Annotated in this window: 13 protein-coding genes; 8 read left to right on the top strand and 5 right to left on the bottom strand. The window is 67.0% G+C overall.

Features of this window, described 5'->3' with window-relative positions; all coding sequences use genetic code 11:
* Window positions 1-16 precede the first annotated feature (16 nt).
* Together AC5P6H_RS06550 and AC5P6H_RS06545 are read left to right on the top strand one after the other, a co-directional pair.
* Window positions 17-622, top strand: a complete 606-nt coding sequence (locus tag AC5P6H_RS06550; RefSeq protein WP_445391794.1) for a YggN family protein — start codon at window positions 17-19, stop codon at window positions 620-622.
* Window positions 623-728: 106 nt separating this feature from the next.
* Window positions 729-1,154, top strand: a complete 426-nt coding sequence (locus AC5P6H_RS06545) for a hypothetical protein (RefSeq protein WP_014647695.1) — start codon at window positions 729-731, stop codon at window positions 1,152-1,154.
* A 105-nt stretch (window positions 1,155-1,259) separates the two neighbouring features.
* Here the strand turns inward: AC5P6H_RS06545 and AC5P6H_RS06540 are convergent, their stop codons facing one another.
* Window positions 1,260-2,687 carry a class II fumarate hydratase gene (locus tag AC5P6H_RS06540; RefSeq protein ID WP_495202405.1) on the bottom strand — a complete coding sequence of 476 codons (1,428 nt, stop codon included), beginning with the start codon at window positions 2,685-2,687 and terminating at the stop codon, window positions 1,260-1,262.
* Between the two features lie 292 nt (window positions 2,688-2,979).
* On the opposite strand from AC5P6H_RS06540, the gene purB reads away from it, so the two are divergent.
* The 6 genes from purB (at window position 2,980) to lpdA (ending at window position 13,032) form a co-directional block, all read left to right on the top strand.
* A complete protein-coding gene (gene purB, locus AC5P6H_RS06535; protein ID WP_495202404.1) occupies window positions 2,980-4,347 on the top strand; it encodes an adenylosuccinate lyase in 1,368 nt (455 codons plus the stop codon).
* Between the two features lie 605 nt (window positions 4,348-4,952).
* Window positions 4,953-6,365: a ribosomal protein uL16 3-hydroxylase gene (locus tag AC5P6H_RS06530; protein ID WP_134809078.1), complete on the top strand. Its 1,413-nt coding sequence runs from the start codon at window positions 4,953-4,955 to the stop codon at window positions 6,363-6,365.
* A 9-nt stretch (window positions 6,366-6,374) separates the two neighbouring features.
* Window positions 6,375-7,271 (top strand): GNAT family N-acetyltransferase, encoded by an 897-nt coding sequence (locus AC5P6H_RS06525; RefSeq protein ID WP_111206019.1) that lies wholly within the window; start codon window positions 6,375-6,377, stop codon window positions 7,269-7,271.
* A 186-nt stretch (window positions 7,272-7,457) separates the two neighbouring features.
* Window positions 7,458-10,289 (top strand): 2-oxoglutarate dehydrogenase E1 component, encoded by a 2,832-nt coding sequence (locus AC5P6H_RS06520; protein ID WP_495202403.1) that lies wholly within the window; start codon window positions 7,458-7,460, stop codon window positions 10,287-10,289.
* Window positions 10,290-10,329: 40 nt separating this feature from the next.
* A complete protein-coding gene (gene sucB / locus AC5P6H_RS06515) occupies window positions 10,330-11,532 on the top strand; it encodes a dihydrolipoyllysine-residue succinyltransferase (RefSeq protein WP_014647702.1) in 1,203 nt (400 codons plus the stop codon).
* Window positions 11,533-11,595: 63 nt separating this feature from the next.
* Window positions 11,596-13,032 (top strand): dihydrolipoyl dehydrogenase, encoded by a 1,437-nt coding sequence (gene lpdA, locus AC5P6H_RS06510; protein WP_014647703.1) that lies wholly within the window; start codon window positions 11,596-11,598, stop codon window positions 13,030-13,032.
* A 148-nt stretch (window positions 13,033-13,180) separates the two neighbouring features.
* On the opposite strand, the gene AC5P6H_RS06505 is transcribed toward lpdA, so the two are convergent.
* The 4 genes from AC5P6H_RS06505 to AC5P6H_RS06490 form a co-directional block, all read right to left on the bottom strand.
* Window positions 13,181-13,429: a hypothetical protein gene (locus AC5P6H_RS06505; protein WP_495202402.1), complete on the bottom strand. Its 249-nt coding sequence runs from the start codon at window positions 13,427-13,429 to the stop codon at window positions 13,181-13,183.
* Complete coding sequence (locus AC5P6H_RS06500; protein ID WP_032958903.1) at window positions 13,426-13,638, bottom strand: hypothetical protein; 213 nt, start codon at window positions 13,636-13,638, stop codon at window positions 13,426-13,428. Before AC5P6H_RS06500 ends, AC5P6H_RS06505 begins: the two co-directional genes overlap by 4 nt.
* A 210-nt stretch (window positions 13,639-13,848) precedes the next feature.
* On the bottom strand, window positions 13,849-15,441 hold the full coding sequence (locus tag AC5P6H_RS06495; protein WP_495202401.1) for an alkaline phosphatase D family protein: 1,593 nt from the start codon (window positions 15,439-15,441) through the stop codon (window positions 13,849-13,851).
* Complete coding sequence (locus tag AC5P6H_RS06490; protein WP_495202400.1) at window positions 15,441-17,678, bottom strand: TonB-dependent receptor family protein; 2,238 nt, start codon at window positions 17,676-17,678, stop codon at window positions 15,441-15,443. Before AC5P6H_RS06490 ends, AC5P6H_RS06495 begins: the two co-directional genes overlap by 1 nt.
* Window positions 17,679-17,680 lie beyond the last annotated feature (2 nt).

The raw sequence follows: 17,680 nt of genomic DNA, 5'->3' as shown, positions 1-17,680 counted from the left end.
ATTCGAGGGAGTTGCCATGAACCTGCTGCGCCCGCTGCCTGCCATCCTGCTGTGCCTGCCGCTGATCGCCTGCGGCGGCACTTCTTCCACGCCCGACAAGACCGTCGGCAAAAGCGTCGCCGAAGCCACCAGCGGCGTCGGCCAGACCGTCAAGGAGGCCATGGTTGATGCCCGCAAGGACATCACCCAGGGCAACATCAACATCTCCGCCGACAAGCAGCCGCGTGCGGAGATCACGCCGGATGGCCACCTGCTGATCGACGGCAAGGACGTGCCGGCCAACGAGGCCCAGCGACAGCGGTTGCTGGAGTACCGCGGCCACGTCGTCGCCATTGCGATGGACGGCATGGATGTCGGCCTGGCCGGCGCCAAGCTCGGCGCCAGCGCTGCCGGAGAGGCACTGAAGGGCATCTTCAGCGGCGACAGCGAAGGCATCGAGAAGCGGATCAATGCCGAGGCGGAGAAGATCGAAGCCCAGGCCAAGCGCATCTGCAACCGCTTGCCGGCGATGCTGGCCAGCCAGCAGGCACTGGCGCGCGAGCTGCCGGCGTTCAAGCCCTACGCAACGATGGACCAGAGTGACGTCGACGACTGCGGCAAGGACACCGTGGTCCAGCGCTAGGCCTGTGACAGATCAGCGCACCCGGCCGGCAGCGGCGCCCCGCTGCCGGCCGTCGTGCGCCGGCCGGCTTACAATGGCGGCCCCGGAGGCCCCCGAACCGAATGCCATGAAGAAGTTGTTCCTGCTGCTGGCCGCCCTGCTCTGCCTGGGCCTGGTCGGCTGTGACAAGGATTACCGCAACCACCGCGCCGAGCGCGGCAAGCCAAAGATCTCCGTCAGCGAAGGCATGGTCACTGTGCGTCGCCCGCCGGCGCCGAACATCATCATCCTCGGCGATGGTTCGATGAAGGTGGACGAGATCCAGATTCCGCTGGACGAGGCACAGAAGCAGATGCTGCAGACCATGTTCGGCAAGCTGCAGGTGCTGCGCCAGAACACCCTGGTCGCCGCCCCGGCCGATCCCAACATGCAGCCGGTGAAGATCCAGCCGCCGGAAGGCATGGAAGTGATCCCGGCCGACCTGGTCCAGCGCATCCCCGAGTTCAAGGACTACACCGACACCTTCGGCAACATCGTCGCCGACCGTCGCTGAAAAAACGCCGCCCCCTGGGCGGCGTTTCCTCTTGTAGAACCGAGCCCATGCTCGGCCCAGGTCCAGGAAGCAGCCGAGCATGGGCTCGGCCCTACGACCGGCAGATCAACCGCCGCCGCCACCGCCCCCCGCGTGGATGCCACCGGCAGTCAGTGCGGCCGGGTCCAGCAGGCGGCGCAGCTCGGCTTCATCCAGGCCGCTGTCCTCCAGCGCGACATCCAGCACCGGACGCTGCTCCTTGTAGGCACGCTTGGCAATCGCCGCCGCCTTCTCGTAGCCGATGATCGGGTTCAGCGCGGTGACCAGGATCGGGTTGCGCGCCAATGCTTCGGCAACGCGATCCTCACGCACCTTCAGCCCGGCAATCGCGCTGTCGGCCAGCAGGCGAGACACATTGGCCAGCAGGCCAATGCCATCCAGCAGGTTCACCGCGATCAGCGGCAGGGTGACATTGAGCTGGAAGTTGCCGGTCTGCCCGGCCACGGTGATCGCGGTGTGGTGGCCGATCACCTGCGCGCAGGCCATCACCGTCGCTTCCGGAATCACCGGGTTGACCTTGCCCGGCATGATCGAGCTGCCCGGCTGCAGCGCCGGCAGTTCGATCTCGCCCAGCCCGGCCAGCGGACCGGCGTTCATCCAGCGAAGATCGTTGGCGATCTTGATCAGCGCCACCGCCAGTGCATTGAGCTGGCCCGACAGTTCCACCGCGTCATCCTGCGCGGCCAGGCCCTCGAACTTGTTCTCGGCGCTGTCGAACTTGAACCCGGTCTGCTGCTTCAACGCCTTGGCCACCTGCGCGCCGAAGCGCGGGTCGGCATTGATGCCGGTACCGATGGCGGTGCCGCCCAGCGGCAGCCGGCGCACACGCTTGAGGCTGTCTTCGATGCGTTCCTGTGCCGAGGCCAGCTGTGCCGACCATGCGCCGAACTCCTGCTCGAAGGTCAGCGGCATCGCATCCATCAGGTGCGTGCGGCCGGTCTTGACCACCTTGCGCAGGCTGCGGCCCTTCTTGTCGAGGGTCTTGCGCAGGTGCACCAGCGCCGGCAGCAGCTGCTCATGTACCGCCAGTACCGCCGATACGCGCAACGCGGTCGGGATCACGTCATTGGAGCTCTGCCCCTGGTTGACGTGGTCATTGGGGTGCACCGCGGTCTTGCCCGCCTTGCCGGCACGGTTGGCCAGGGTGGCGATGACCTCGTTGGCATTCATGTTCGAGGACGTGCCAGAACCGGTCTGGTAGACGTCGATCGGGAACTGCGCGTCCCAGGTGCCGGCGGCCACTTCGGCGGCAGCGGTCTGGATGGCCTTGGCCACGTTCTTGGGCAGATGGCCCAGCTCGGCGTTGACGCCAGCGGCAGCGCCCTTGACCAGGCCCAGGGCACGGATGAAACCGCGCGGCATGCGCTGGCCCGACACCGGGAAATTCTGCACGGCACGCTGGGTCTGCGCGCCCCACAGGGCGTCGGCAGGCACCTGCAGCTCGCCCATGCTGTCGTGTTCGATTCTGAAACCCTTGCTTGCAGCTCTGCTCATTGCATCAACTCCGCACTACTTCAGTTGGGGAAAGGGAAGCGGCGGCTGGCAGGGTGTCGCTTCCCGGGCTGGCGGCTGCGCCAACGATACTCCCTTGCCCGCAGCGTGGGATGACGAGGACGGGCCAGATCGTTCCGTCCGCAGGGCCGTGTTGTAGAGCCGAGCCCATGCTCGGCTGCCCGCGGGGCGCCGGATTCTCCGAAGCAGCCGAGCGTGGGCTCGGCTCTACAGGGCACGCCCCGCCGGCACGTCGTAGAATATCGGCCCCGCCGCTCGTCCCAGCCCTGCCGACATGTCCGATTCCGCCCTGCTCGCCCTGTCCCCGCTCGATGGCCGCTATGCCGGCAAGGTCGACGCCCTGCGCCCGATCTTCTCCGAGTACGGCCTGATCAAGGCCCGCATCACGGTCGAGGTGGAATGGCTGCTGGCCCTGGCCGCCGAGCCGGGCATCGTCGAACTGGCTCCGTTCTCCGACGCTGCCATCGCCCGCCTGCGCGCGCTGGCCGCCAGCTTCAGCCCGGCCCAGGCCGCGCGCGTGAAGGAGATCGAGCGCACCACCAACCATGACGTCAAGGCGGTGGAGTACTTCATCAAGGAACAGCTGAAGGACGACGCCGAGCTGGCGTCGGCGCTGGAATTCGTGCATTTCGCCTGCACCAGCGAAGACATCAACAACCTCAGCTACGGCCTGATGCTGGAACAGGCGCGCCGCGAGGTGCTGTTGCCTACCCTGGACGGCATCGCCAGCACCCTGCGCACCCTGGCCCACACCCAGGCTGGCCAGCCGATGCTGTCGCGCACCCACGGCCAGACCGCCTCGCCGACCACCCTGGGCAAGGAACTGGCCAACGTGGTCGCGCGCCTTGAGCGCCAGCGCCGGCAGATTGCCGCGGTCGAACTGACCGGCAAGATCAACGGCGCGGTGGGCAACTACAACGCCCACATCGCCAGCTACCCGGACGTGGACTGGCCAGCCTTCGCCGAGCGCTTCGTGACCGGCCTGGGCCTGGTGTTCAACCCGTACACCACGCAGATCGAGCCGCACGACAACATCGCCGAGATCGGTGATGCCGCACGCCGCGCCAACATCATCCTGATCGACCTGGCCCGTGACATCTGGGGCTACGTTTCGCTGGGCTACTTCAAGCAGCGCCTGAAGGAAGGCGAAGTTGGTTCGTCGACGATGCCGCACAAGGTCAACCCGATCGATTTCGAGAATGCGGAAGGCAACTTCGGCATCGCCAACGCGCTGTTCGAGCACTTCAGCGCGAAGCTGCCGATCAGCCGCTGGCAGCGTGACCTGACCGATTCCACCGTGCTGCGTGCGCTGGGCACCGCGTTCGGCCACAGCCAGGTGGCACTGGATTCGCTGGCCAAGGGCCTGGGCAAGCTGGAAGTGAACCCGCAGCGCCTGGACGCCGATCTGGACGCGGCCTGGGAAGTGCTGGCCGAGGCCGTGCAGACGGTGATGCGCCGCCACGGCCTGCCGAACCCGTACGAGCAGCTGAAGGCGCTGACCCGCGGCCAGGGCATCACCGCCGAGTCGATGCGTGCGTTCGTGCAGGGGCTGGAGCTGCCGGCGGATGCGAAGCAGCGCCTGCTGGAGATGACCCCGGGCAGCTACACCGGCCTGGCTGAGTCGCTGGCGAAGAAGATTTAAGGGGATTCCTTTGCGGCGGCGGCCGCGGGCGCTGCCTGCGGCAGGCAACGGCAACGGCAATAGCAACGTCAAGAGCGGCTCTGGATTGCTGCTAGCTGGGTGGGGCGGGAGGGGCCAGCGGGACACGCCGTGAACCCATCCATGGGGGCTCGATGGCGCCATCCATGGCGCCAACGGTCCCGCTGGCCCCTCCCGCCCCACCTCTGGCAGATTCCCGGTGACGGATCGAAGAGCATTGGGTTGTCGGGACGGAATTTGAAAGAGGGACGCGGCTTCGCCGCGTCCGTCTTTGTTTGAGGGTCTTTTGTAGAGCCGAGCCCGTGCTCGGCTGCTTTTGGGCGTGGGCAACAGCAAGCCGAGCGTGGGCTCGGCTCTACAAGGGCATGAGCAAGCGCAGCGCGCGACCCGCTGTTGCCTTTGATCTTCTTCTTCCATTCCGTGGCGGGCCGCGCAGGAAACTGTCACCCGCCACGAGGGGCTCCGCCGTTGGCCGGACACCCCGCGACAAACCACCGCACGTGCGCAATCCCGACGAACGGCGGACAATGGAACCCTTGGCGGCTCGCCACGCCGCCCCTCCCGCTTTCCGCTGCAAGGATTCCCCCATGGCCGCCCGCAAGTCCTCCGCCCCCCTGATCGAAGTCACCGCCCGCCCTGGCCAGCCGCTCGGCATGGCGCCGGCCACCTTCCTGCGCGACTTCTGGCAGAAGCGCCCGCTGCTGATCCGCAATGCCTTCCCGGATTTCCAGACCCCGGTACAGCCGGAAGACCTGGCCGGGCTGGCCTGCGAGGAAGGTGTGCTGGCGCGCCTGATCGAGCACGACAAGGCCCAGGACGGCTGGCGCGTGCGCACCGGCCCGTTCCAGGAAGACGTGTTCCCCGCCCTGCCCGACCACGACTGGACCCTGCTGGTGCAGGACGTGGACAAGTGGGACCCGGACGTGCGCGCCCTGATCCAACACTTCAGCTTCCTGCCGCGCTGGCGCATGGATGACGTGATGATCAGCTTCGCCGCCACCGGCGGCTCGGTCGGCGCCCATGTCGACCAGTACGACGTGTTCCTGCTGCAGGCCCACGGCCACCGTCGCTGGCAGATCGATGCGAGCGAATCGATCAAGGGCAGGCAGCCGCCGCTGGGCTTCCGCCCGGACGTGGAGCTGAAACTGCTGAAGGTGTTCAAGCCCACCCACGACTGGGTGCTGGCGCCGGGCGACATGCTGTACCTGCCGCCGAACGTGCCGCACCACGGCGTCGCCGAAGACCCCTGCCTGACCTTCTCGTTCGGCATGCGTGCGCCGTCTTCTGCCGAGCTGATCAGCGACTATCTGGACACCCTGATCGCCGATGCCGATGAGAACATCCGCTACCAGGATGCCGACCTGAAGGTGCCGGCCGACCCGAACGAAATCGACACGGTGGCGATGGCGCGGGTGATCGCCGCCCTCAACGCCATCCGCATGAACGACCCGGACAAGCTGGGTGACTGGTTCGGCCGCTTCATCACCACCTACCGCGCCGCCGGCGAAGTGATGGCCCACCAGGCTGCGCCGGCCGCGGAGCAAGTGGTCGAAGCGCTGGCCTCGGGCATGCTGCTGCAGCGCCACCCGTGGGCCCGCCTGGCCTGGCGCCGGGCCAAGCGTGGCGCCAGCCTGTATGTCAGCGGCCAGGACTTCGCGCTGCCGGTGAAGGACGCGCAGCGACTGGCCGGCGCCGAGCAGCTCGACGCCGCCGCCTATCGCGGCCTGTCCGACAAGGGCCGTGCCGTGGTCCAGCAGCTGCTGGTCGGTGGTGTGTTCCAGCTGATCGACCCGAATGAGGTGTACGAGGCCGAAGACGAGGAAGACAGCGAGGATGCCGTGGTGCTCGGCGAGGTCGTCGAAGGCCGCGACCGCGTCGAGGCGATCGACGCCGACGCGGTGTCCGACGATGTCCACTCCGTGACCGTGCACGACGACGGTATCGAGGTCATCGTCAACTTCGAGGACGACGACGAAGACGACAGCACCGGCCGGGCCTGAGCCATCGTCATGATCCGGGTCCAGCAGGTCAGCCACGCCGACGCCCACGTTGCCATCCACGACGTGCGCCAACGCGTGTTCGTGCAGGAACAGGGCATCGCCGCCGAGCTGGAACGCGATGCGCTGGACCCGGTCAGTGCCCATGTGCTGGCGCTGGACAGTGACGGCCAGCCGGTCGGCACCGGCAGGCTGGCTCCGGACGGCCGCATCGGCCGCATGGCCGTGCTGGCCACCCATCGCAGCAACGGGGTCGGCGAGGCCCTGCTGGCGGCCCTGGTCGAAGCCGGGCGCCGGCTCGGCCTGGCCGAACTGCACCTGCACGCCCAGCTGCCCGCGCGCGATTTCTATGCACGCCAGGGCTTCCTGCCCGAGGGCGAGGTGTTCGAGGAAGCCGGCATCGGACACCAGCAGATGCGCCGCCGGCTGGGCGTGGCCAGCGCCATCGACAGCCGCGTCGAGGCGGTGGCGATCACCACGGCCATCATCCACCGCGCCCGTCGCCAGCTGTGGCTGCACAGCCGCCAACTGGACCCGGGGCTGCTCGACGCGCCCCCGGCACAGTCCGCCCTGCGCCGCTTCGTCACCGCCCGCCACGACAAGCAGCTGCGGGTGATCGTGCACGACGCCGCCGCGATCGCGTCTGCCGGGTCGCCGCTGCTGGCGCTGGCCCAGCGCCTGCCCAGCGTGGTCCAGTTCCGCGAGGTCAGCGATCCGGTCGACCGCGCGCTGGCCTCGGCCTGCCTGCTCAACGATGCGGGCGACTTCTACTTTCGTCTGATCGGCCATCGCCTCGACGGCGAGGCCGGCATCGCGCTGCCAGCACGTTCGCAGCCGTTCGAGCAGCAATTGCAGCGTGTCTGGGACCGTTCGCGCGTCTGCAGCGAACTGCGTGCGCTCGGCATCTGAGTCGGCACAGCCGACCGAACCTGTCTGGAACCGGCATCGGCGGACGCGGGATACCTGTGGTGGTGCCCCTTCGTGTCCGGTTGGGGGTACAATTTGGCTGTTTGAACGCGCCCGCGCAGGGCTATTCATCTTCCTGCCGGGTCCTTCTGAAGCCATACCCCACAAAGCGAATCAACACCCTCCATCGTGGACAATCAACTGAAGCAGTTTGCGCAATCTTCGCAACTCGCCGGCGGCAACGCCTCCTATGTCGAGGACCTGTACGAGCAGTACCTGGTCTCCCCGGATAGTGTCGATCCCAAATGGAAAACCTACTTCGACGGCTTCAAGGGCCGCGAAGCAGGTGACATTCCGCACTCGGCCGTCATCTCCCACATTGCGGACGCGGCCAAGGATGCGCCGAAGGCCGGTACCGGTAACGGTGCAGGCGACGAGCGCGAGCGCAATGTCGGTCGTCTGATCACCGCCTACCGTTCGCGCGGCCACCTGGACGCCCGCCTCGATCCGCTGGGCCTGGCCGCACCGGTCAATACCCCGGATCTGGGCCTGCCGTTCCACAGCCTGTCCGATGCCGACCTCAACAGCGAGTTCAGCACCGGCGGCGTCGGCGGCCAGCCGCGCATGAAGCTGCGCGACCTGCTGGCACGCCTGAAGGCGACCTACACCGGCTCGATCGGTGCGGAGTTCATGCACATCTCCGAGGTCGAGCAGCGCCAGTGGATCTACAAGAAGCTGGAAGCGGCCGGTGGCAACTACCAGCTGGACGCTGACACCCAGCGCCGCACCCTGGAGCGCCTGACTGCGGCCGAAGGCCTGGAGCGCTACCTGCACACCAAGTACGTCGGCCAGAAGCGGTTCTCGCTGGAAGGCGGCGATTCGCTGATCCCGATGATGGACACCATCATCCGCAACGCCGGCAAGGATGGCGTCAAGGATGTGGTGATCGGCATGGCCCACCGTGGCCGCCTGAACGTGCTGGTCAACACCCTGGGCAAGAACCCGCGCAAGCTGTTCGACGAGTTCGAAGGCAAGTTCGAGCACGACGAGCACGCCTCGGCCGGCGACGTGAAGTACCACATGGGCTTCTCCGCCGACGTCGCCACCGATGGCGGCCCGGTGCACCTGGCGCTGGCGTTCAACCCGTCGCACCTGGAAATCGCCGACCCGGTCGTGGCCGGTTCCGTGCGTTCGCGCCAGGAGCGCCGCAAGGACACCGCGCGCAAGCAGGTCATGCCGATCCTGATCCACGGCGACGCGGCCTTCTCCGGCCAGGGCGTGGTCATGGAACTGTTCCAGATGTCGCAGGCCCGCGGCTTCGCCGTCGGCGGCACCGTGCACATCGTGGTCAACAACCAGGTCGGCTTCACCACCTCCAACCCGCTGGATACGCGTTCCACGCGCTATGCCACCGACGTGGCGAAGATGATTGCCGCCCCGGTGCTGCACGTGAACGGCGATGACCCGGAAGCAGTGGTGTTCGCCGCACAGCTGGCCTTCGAGTTCCGCCAGACGTTCGCCAAGGACGTGGTCATCGACCTGATGTGCTACCGCCGCTGGGGCCACAACGAGGCCGACGAACCGGCGATCACCCAGCCGCTGATGTACCAGGTGATCCGCAAGCACCCGACCACCCGCGAGATGTACGCCGAGCAGCTGGAAAAGGCGGGCGTGATCGCCGCCGGCGCCGGCAAGGCGATGGTCGATGCCTACCGCGAGAAGCTGGACGCCGGTGAAGTGACCACCGAGCTGGCCAAGGTCGAGAAGACCCCGCCGAGCAGCCCGCTGTTCGTCGATTGGCCGAAGCTGCTGGAAGGCAAGCTGTCCGACCCGGTCTCGACCAAGGTCGAGAAGAACAAGCTGGTCGAGCTGGCCAAGCTGATCAACACCATTCCCGATGAAGTGCAGCTGCACTCGCGCGTGGCCAAGGTCTATGACGACCGCCGCAAGATGGCCGCCGGCGAGATCCCGGGCGACTGGGGCTTTGCCGAGAACCTGGCCTACGCCACCCTGCTCGATGAAGGCCATGCACTGCGCCTGGTCGGCCAGGACGTGGGCCGCGGTACGTTCACGCATCGCCACGCGATCCTGCACGACCAGAAGACCGACAACTACTACATGCCGCTGCGGCAGCTGGTGGATTCGCCGGAGAAGGCCACCGTCATCGATTCGCTGCTGAGCGAAGAAGCGGTGATGGCCTACGAGTACGGCTTCTCCACCACCGATCCGAACACGCTGTGCATCTGGGAAGGCCAGTTCGGCGACTTCGCCAACGGTGCCCAGGTGGTGATCGACCAGTTCATCGCCGCCGGTGAAGCCAAGTGGGGCCGCATTTCCGGCCTGACCCTGCTGCTGCCGCATGGCTATGAAGGGCAAGGCCCGGAACACAGCTCGGCGCGCCTGGAGCGCTTCCTGCAGCTGTGCGCGCTGGAGAACATGCTGGTGGTCGTGCCGTCGACCCCGGCCCAGGCCTTCCACATGCTGCGTCGCCAGCTGCACATGACCACCCGCAAGCCGCTGGTGGTGATGTCGCCGAAGTCGCTGCTGCGCCACAAGCTGGCCGTGTCGACCCTGGACGAGCTGGCCAACGGCGAGTTCCAGCACCTGATCGGCGACGCCAACGCAGACGCCAAGAAGGTCAAGCGCGTGGTGCTGTGCTCGGGCAAGGTCTATTACGACCTGCTGGAGGACCAGATCAAGCGTGGCCAGGACGACGTGGCGATCATCCGCGTGGAGCAGTTGTATCCGTTCCCGCGTGCGCTGCTGGCGGCCGAACTGAAGAAGTACGGCAAGGCCACCGACGTGGTGTGGACGCAGGAAGAACCGCAGAACCAGGGCGCGTGGTACCAGATCCGCCACCACCTGCAGTTCTGCCTGGCCGATGGCCAGAACCTGCACTACGCCGGTCGCGCACGTTCGGCCTCGCCGGCTGCCGGTCACATGGCTGACCACGTCCGCGAGCAGCAGCAGCTGATCGCCGACGCACTGGTCAACCCGTTCAACGACACGTTCGCTGAATAATCCTCCCCCTATTTAGAAGACAAACCAGGAAGCTCCCGCAATGGCCACCGAAGTCAAAGCCCCGGTACTGCCCGAATCCGTCGCCGACGGCACCATCGCCACCTGGCACAAGAAGGTGGGCGACGCCGTCAAGCGCGACGAAAACCTGCTTGACCTGGAAACCGACAAGGTCGTCCTGGAAGTGCCGTCGCCGGTCGACGGCGTGCTGAAGGAAATCAAGTTCGCCGAAGGCTCGACCGTGACCTCCAGCCAGGTCGTGGCGATCATCGAGGAAGGCGCCGTTGCAGCTGCTCCGGCACCGACCGCCGAGGCCGCTCCGGCCGCTGCTCCGGCCGCCGCCGCTCCGGCTCCGGCCGCTGCCGCTGCGCCGGCCCCGGCCGCCAAGTCGGCCGCCGATGCGCTGCCGCCGGGCGCCCGCTTCACCGCCATCACTGAAGGCGTGAACCCGGCCGATGTCGACGGCACCGGCCGTCGCGGCGCGGTCACCAAGGAAGACATCGTCAACTTCGCCCGCAACGGCGGCGCCGGCAAGGCCGGTGGCGCACGCCCGGAAGAGCGCGTGCCGATGACCCGCATCCGCAAGCGCATCGCCGAGCGCCTGATGGAGTCGAAGAACTCCACCGCGATGCTGACCACCTTCAACGAAGTCGACCTGTCCAAGGTGTCGGCGGCGCGCAAGGAACTGCAGGACGAGTTCGTCAAGGCACACGGCATCAAGCTGGGCTTCATGAGCTTCTTCGTGAAGGCCGCCGCCAACGCGCTGCAGCGCTTCCCGCTGGTCAACGCCTCGATCGACGGCGACGACATCATCTATCACGGCTACTCGGACATCTCGATCGCCGTCTCGACCGAGAAGGGCCTGGTCACGCCGGTGCTGCGCAACGTCGAGCGCATGTCGTTCGCCGACATCGAGAAGACCATCGCCGACTACGCCAAGAAGGCCCGTGACGGCAAGCTGGGCCTGGAAGAACTGCAGGGCGGCACCTTCACCGTGACCAACGGCGGCACCTTCGGTTCGCTGCTGTCGACCCCGATCATCAACCCGCCGCAGAGCGCCATCCTGGGCATGCACGCCATCAAGGAGCGTCCGATCGCCCAGAACGGCCAGGTCGTGATCGCGCCGATGATGTACCTGGCGCTGTCCTACGACCACCGCATCATCGACGGCAAGGACTCGGTGCAGTTCCTGGTGGACATCAAGAACCAGCTGGAAAACCCGGGCCGCATGCTGTTCGGCCTGTAAGACACCTCCCGCCCCTCCGCGCCTGCGCGGAGGGGTTCTGGTAATGCATCAAGGAATAATTCAATGGCTGAACAATTCGACGTCGTCGTCATCGGTGCCGGCCCGGCCGGTTACCACGCTGCCATCCGCGCGGCCCAGCTGGGCCTGAAGACCGCCTGCATCGATGCAGCGCTGGGCAAGGACGGCAAGCCGGCCCTCGGCGGCACCTGCCTGCGCGTGGGCTGCATCCCGTCCAAGGCGCTGCTGGATTCCTCGCGCCAGTTCTGGAACATGGGCCACATCTTTGGCGACCACGGCATCAGCTTCAAGGATGCCAAGATCGACGTCGAGGCGATGGTTGGCCGCAAGGACAAGATCGTCAAGCAGTTCACCGGCGGCATCGGCATGCTGTTCAAGGCCAACAAGGTCGCCGCCTACTACGGCTTCGGTGAACTGCAGCCGGGCAACGTGGTCAAGGTCACCCAGCATGACGGTTCCATCGTCGAGCTGAAGGGCACCAACGTCATCATCGCGGCCGGTTCGGATTCGATCGAACTGCCGTTCGCCAAGTTCGACGGCGAGACCATCGTCGACAACGTTGGCGGCCTGGACTTCACCGAAGTGCCGAACCGCCTGGCCGTGATCGGCGCCGGCGTGATCGGCCTGGAACTGGGCAGCGTGTGGAAGCGCCTGGGCGCTGAAGTCACCATCCTGGAAGCCATGCCGGAGTTCCTGGCGGCTGCCGATGCGGAAGTGGCCAAGGCGGCTGCCAAGGAATTCAAGAAGCAGGGCCTGGACATCAAGCTCAATGCCAAGGTCTCCAAGACCGAGATCACCGGCAAGGGCAAGAAGAAGGAAGTCATCGTCACCTACACCGACGCGGAAGGCGAAAAGACCCTGACCGTGGACAAGCTGCTGGTGGCCGTTGGCCGTCGCGCCGCCACCAAGGGCCTGCTGGCCGAAGGCACCGGCGTCAAGATCAACGAGCGCGGCCAGATCGAAGTCGATGCGCACTGCCACACCGGCGTCAACGGTGTGTGGGCAGTCGGCGACTGCGTGCGCGGCCCGATGCTGGCGCACAAGGGCTTCGAGGAAGGCATCGCGGTGGCTGAGCTGATCGCCGGCCTGCCGGGCCACGTCAACTTCGACACCATCCCGTGGGTCATCTACACCGAACCGGAACTGGCCTGGGTCGGCAAGACCGAAGCGCAGCTGAAGGCCGAAGGCATTCCGTACAAGGCCGGCAGCTTCCCGTTCGCCGCCAACGGTCGTGCCGTGGCGATGATCGAGCCTGCAGGCTTCGTGAAGATCCTGGCCCATGCCGAAACCGATCGCATCCTCGGCATGCACCTGGTCGGCGCCAACGTCTCCGAGCTGGTGCACGAAGGCGTGCTGACCATGGAGTTCAGTGGTTCGGCCGATGACCTGGCCCGCATCTGCCACGCCCACCCGTCGCTGTCGGAAGTGGTCCACGACGCGGCGATGGCGGTCAGCAAGCGCGCCATCCACAAGGCGAACTGATCGGCATCATGGTAGGTGCCGACCGTTGGTCGGCACTCACCTGCAGACGAAAAACCCCGCTTCGGCGGGGTTTTTTGTTGCCCGTTTCCCTGTAGCGCCGAGCCCACGCTCGGCTGCCCTGCAAAGGCCGCCGAGCATGGGCTCGGCGCTACACCTTTCCAGCCGGCTTCTTCGGTGGATCCTCACAGACCCTGTGCTGTATCACCGTATCGCCGGCCTTCCATTGCTTGACCACCCGGCAGCGCGCCTCGGCTTTCGGCGCAGGGACCGCCGCTGCATTGGCTTCGTCAGCCGCAGCGCTCTGCTCGCGCTCCAGCCACGCCGACGGGGGTGCCGGGGGTGCGGCCAGCACCGGGCCTGGCAACAGGACCAGACCGGCCAGCAGCACCCTCCTCATGCGGGAACCGCCCGGCCGCCAAGCAACCGCGCCGGCAGCATGAACAGCGCGCGCAGGAAGGCGAACAACGCCGAGAAGGTGATGCCGACCAGGCGGAACGGCAGGCTCAGCAGCCACACGAGCGGCCAGGCGATCAGGGCGAGGATCGCCAGCGGCCAGCACAGCACGAACAGCAGGCACCACACACCGAGCGCGAACAGGGTCTTCATCACGGTCTCCTTGGGGCGGCACCCTGCCGCCTGCGGACACCTTGGCGCCCCGCCCTTGCCGCCGGCAAACGGTTTGCGACGAAACCCGGGCTGGGGGCGATGAAATCCGGTGCAGGGCCGTCGTTGTAGAGCCGAGCCCGCGCTCGGCTGCTCTTCGTTGCGATCACAGAAAACCCGCGCTGCGCGCGACAGCCGAGCGTAGGCTCGGCTCTACAGGAGCTGCACCGCGCCCGGGCGGCCATGGGTCACCTGGAATCGCGCCGCGGTACGCACTGCGGCATCCGGGCGCAGCACGCTGTCGGCGAAGCGGAGCTCGGCGTCCACGGTCTGCCGGTTCAGCTGCAGCTCCCACCAGCCGCGGCGGTCGCCGTCGAAATAGCGGATATGCGGGTTCTGCGGAATCGATGGCCCGTAGTACGGCCCGTACGGCGTGTCGTCGCCGCCACTGCTGATCGCCGGGGCAATGAATTCGGTGGCCACGACCGGCGCGCTGGCCGCGTCGAAATCCAGCTTCAGGTCGTTGACGAAGGTGGAATGCCAGTCGCCGCCCAGCACGATGGCGTTGCCCTGCCCGCCTGCCTGCATCGCCTGCAGCAGACGCCTGCGTGCGGCGGGATAGCCATCCCAGGCGTCGTTCCAGAAGCGCTCGCGTGGCGTGCCGCCGTCCAGCCGCAGCTGCGCCATCAGCAGCTGCTGCACCACCACGTTCCAGCGCGTGCCCTGCGCGGCGGCCATCGACTGCGTGAACCACGCTTCCTGCCCCGTGCCGAGCATGCTCATGCGCGGATCCAGCGCCGCTTCGCAGCGCGGTGACTCGCCCACACCGCAGGGATTGGCCGGGCGGAACTGGCGGCAGTCGAGCAGAGTCAGCTGTGCCAGATCGCCGTAACGCAGGCGCCGGTGCACGCGCAGGCCGCCATTGCCCGCAGGCGTGCTGCGCATCGGCAGGTGTTCGTAGAACGCGCGGTAGGCCACCGCGCGGCGAACGATGAAGTCCTCGATCGACACGCCGGGCTTCTCCGGATGGATGCCCGAGTAGTCGTTCTGCACCTCGTGATCGTCCCAGATCACCGCGAAGGCGTGTGCGGCATGGGCCGCCTGCAGATCCGGGTCGAGCTTGTACAGCGCGTACTGGTCACGGTAGCGCTCCAGGCTCACCGTCTCGCCACTGAAACGCGCCGCGTCCAGCATGGTGCCACGCACGTTCTGCAGCGGGCTGTATTCGTACATGTAGTCGCCGGCATGCAGCACGAGGTCGACATCGCTCCGTGCGATATCGCGCAGCACCGGATAGTAGCCACTGTTCCAGGCCTGGCAGGTGCACAGGGCCAGCCCCAGCTGCTGCAGCTGCGTGTCCGGTAGCGACGCGGTGCGGAAGTGGCCGACCGCGCTTTCCTCATCGCCATCGCAGGCGAAGCGGTAGTAGTAGTCGCGGCCCGGGCGCAGGCCATTGACCTCCACGTGCACCGAATGGGCCAGCTCCGGCACCGCGGCAGCGACGCCCCGCTGTACCAGCCGGCGCATGCCGGCGTCTTCGGCCACGAACCAGCGCACCGGCACCGCCCGCGACGGCATGCCGCCGCCGTTGAGCGGGTCCGGCGCCAGCCGCGTCCACAACACGGCCCCCTGTGGATCCGGATCACCGGCGGCGACACCAAGGGTGAACGGATCACGCCCCAGCCGCGGCCGTGGGCCGGCCGTGGCCAGCCCCGGCATCGCCGCCAGCGCGATCGCCGCCCCCGTGCCCTGCCACGCCATGCGCAGCAGGCGACGACGGCGTTCCGGATCCACAGGCCCGCGCATCAGAAGCGCACGGTGGCGGTGGCCATCACCTGGCGCGGCGCGCCGACCTGCATGGTCGCCAGGCTGCGGGTCGGGTCGGCGGCGTAGGTGCCGTTGGTGTTGATCGAAGACAGGTAGCGCTTGTCCGTCAGGTTGGTCAGGTTAAGCGCCATGGTCAGGTTCTGCGCCGGGCCCAGCGCGCCGAAGTCATAGGCAACGGAGGCATTGACCAGCCAGTAGCTCGGCACCGACTCGTCGTTGGTATAGGTCACGTAGCGCTTGCCGACGTGGTTGGCCGACAGGCGCATGTCCCAGGGGCCCGGGGTCCAGGCCAGGGTGCTGGCGAACATCCATTCGGGGGTGTCGACGGTCTTCTTGCCGCGGGTCGGCACCACGCCATTGTTCACGTAGTCGTTGTCGTAGGTGCTGTCATTCCAGGACAGCGCGTTGGACCAGGCCAGGTCCTGCATCGGCTTCAGCTGCAGTGTCGCCTCGGCGCCGCGGCTGGTCACCGAACCGACGTTGGAGAACAGCGCCGGGCAGCCGAGGATGCCCACGCACTGGGCGATCGCCAGCAGGCGGTTGTCGAACTTGACGTCGTACACCGCAACCGAGGCTTCATAGCCCTTCCCGTAGCCGCGCCAGCCCAGTTCCAGGGTGCGTGACTGTTCCGGCTTCAAGTCCTGCGCGCTGGCATCGAACGCCGCCTGCGGCACGTTGAACGGGCTGCCCACGCCCAACGCGTAGGCGGCGATGTTCCTGGCGAACGAACCGAAGATCTCGTTGCCTTCGTTGAGCTTGAAGTTGAATCCCGCCTGAGGCAGCAGGCCCTTCTTCGAAGTCAGGCTGCTGTTGTTGGCATAGCTGCCCAGTGGCGTGCGCACGCGGGTGCGGGTGTGCGGCGACTTCGCACCGATGTCGATGGTCAGCCGGTCATCGAACAGGCGGAAGCGGTCCTGCACGTAGAACTGGCGGGTAATGGTGGTGTAGCGCTGGTGCCACACGCGCTGGTCCGGGTTGCGCAGGAAGAAGTCATCGGTGACCGGGCCGTCGATGTAGTAGAAGTTGCGCTGCACGCTGTGGCCGTTGTCCTCGTACCAGAGACCGGCTTCCAGGTCGTGGCCACCGACGTTCCAGGTGAACGCCGAGGTCACGCCGGTACGGTCGATCGCGTACTCGGTGGTGCGGATCGAGATCGGAATCTCGCGACCGGTGCCCGGGTTGGACGGATTGGACGGGCTGAACCAGTGGCCCTGGCCGCGGTTGCTGTGGTTGTACACATTGACCTTCAGCCGCATCGACTCGTTCAGGCCGAAATCGCCGGCGATGCTGGACAGGTCATCGTTGCGCAGGCCGTGGCCGGAGTAGTACGCATCCCAGGGGCTGTTGACGCCGCCCGTGAACCTGCCGCGCGCGGCGGCGACGGCACGATCCCAGTCCGGCGCGTAGTTGTCCCAGTCCCAGCCAAGGCGATCGATCATCTCCAGCGACAGGTCCTGGTAGTCCGCCTCGACGCGGCGCGAGGCGTTGAACAGCGCGGTGATCCTGCTGTCCGTTCCGAAATTGTAGGTGGCCTTGCCGTTGAACTGTTTCAGCTCCTGCGAGCCCTTGCCCTTCCACTTGTCGCCTTCGGAGTACACGCCGGACAGGTAGGCCGCAAAGCCCTGGTGCTCACCGGTCTCCAGGCGCGCATAGCTGCGCCGCGCGCTGTCGCTGCCGAAGCCCTGCGCCAGCACCACGCCGTACTCGGTGGACGGATCGATCGAATAGAACTGGAACACGCCACCGAGGTTGCTGGTGGACGGCGTACCCAGCGCGCCGATGCCGGTGGACACTTCGGCTCCGCCCAGGTTCTCGCTGATCACGGCACGGCTGATGTGCAGGCCGTTGCTGTTGCCATAGGCCATGTTGCCCAGCGGGATGCCATCGAGCGTGTAGCCCAGGCGGCTCTGGTTGAAGCCACGCAGGCTGATGGTGGTGGACCATTCGTAGGCGCCGGTGGCATCGGCCGACTCGAAGTGAACGCCCGGCTTGCTGGCCAGCAGCTTCAGTGGGTTCGCACCGGGCGGCAGGATCTTCATGTCCTCGGCGGTCACGCGCTGCACCTGGCGGGCTTCGCCGCGGCCGATCACCGAGATCGAATCGAGGTTGGTCGCCGACGGTGCGTCGGGGGCGGGTTCAGCGGCAGCGAGCGACGGCAGCGAAGCACAGACCAGCAGGGCCAGCAGATTGCGGCGATGCGAAGCGTGGGACGACATGG

The organism is Stenotrophomonas sp. YJH_SMC_110 (assembly GCF_059369255.1).
This window is presented reverse-complemented; position numbering and strand designations above follow the sequence as displayed.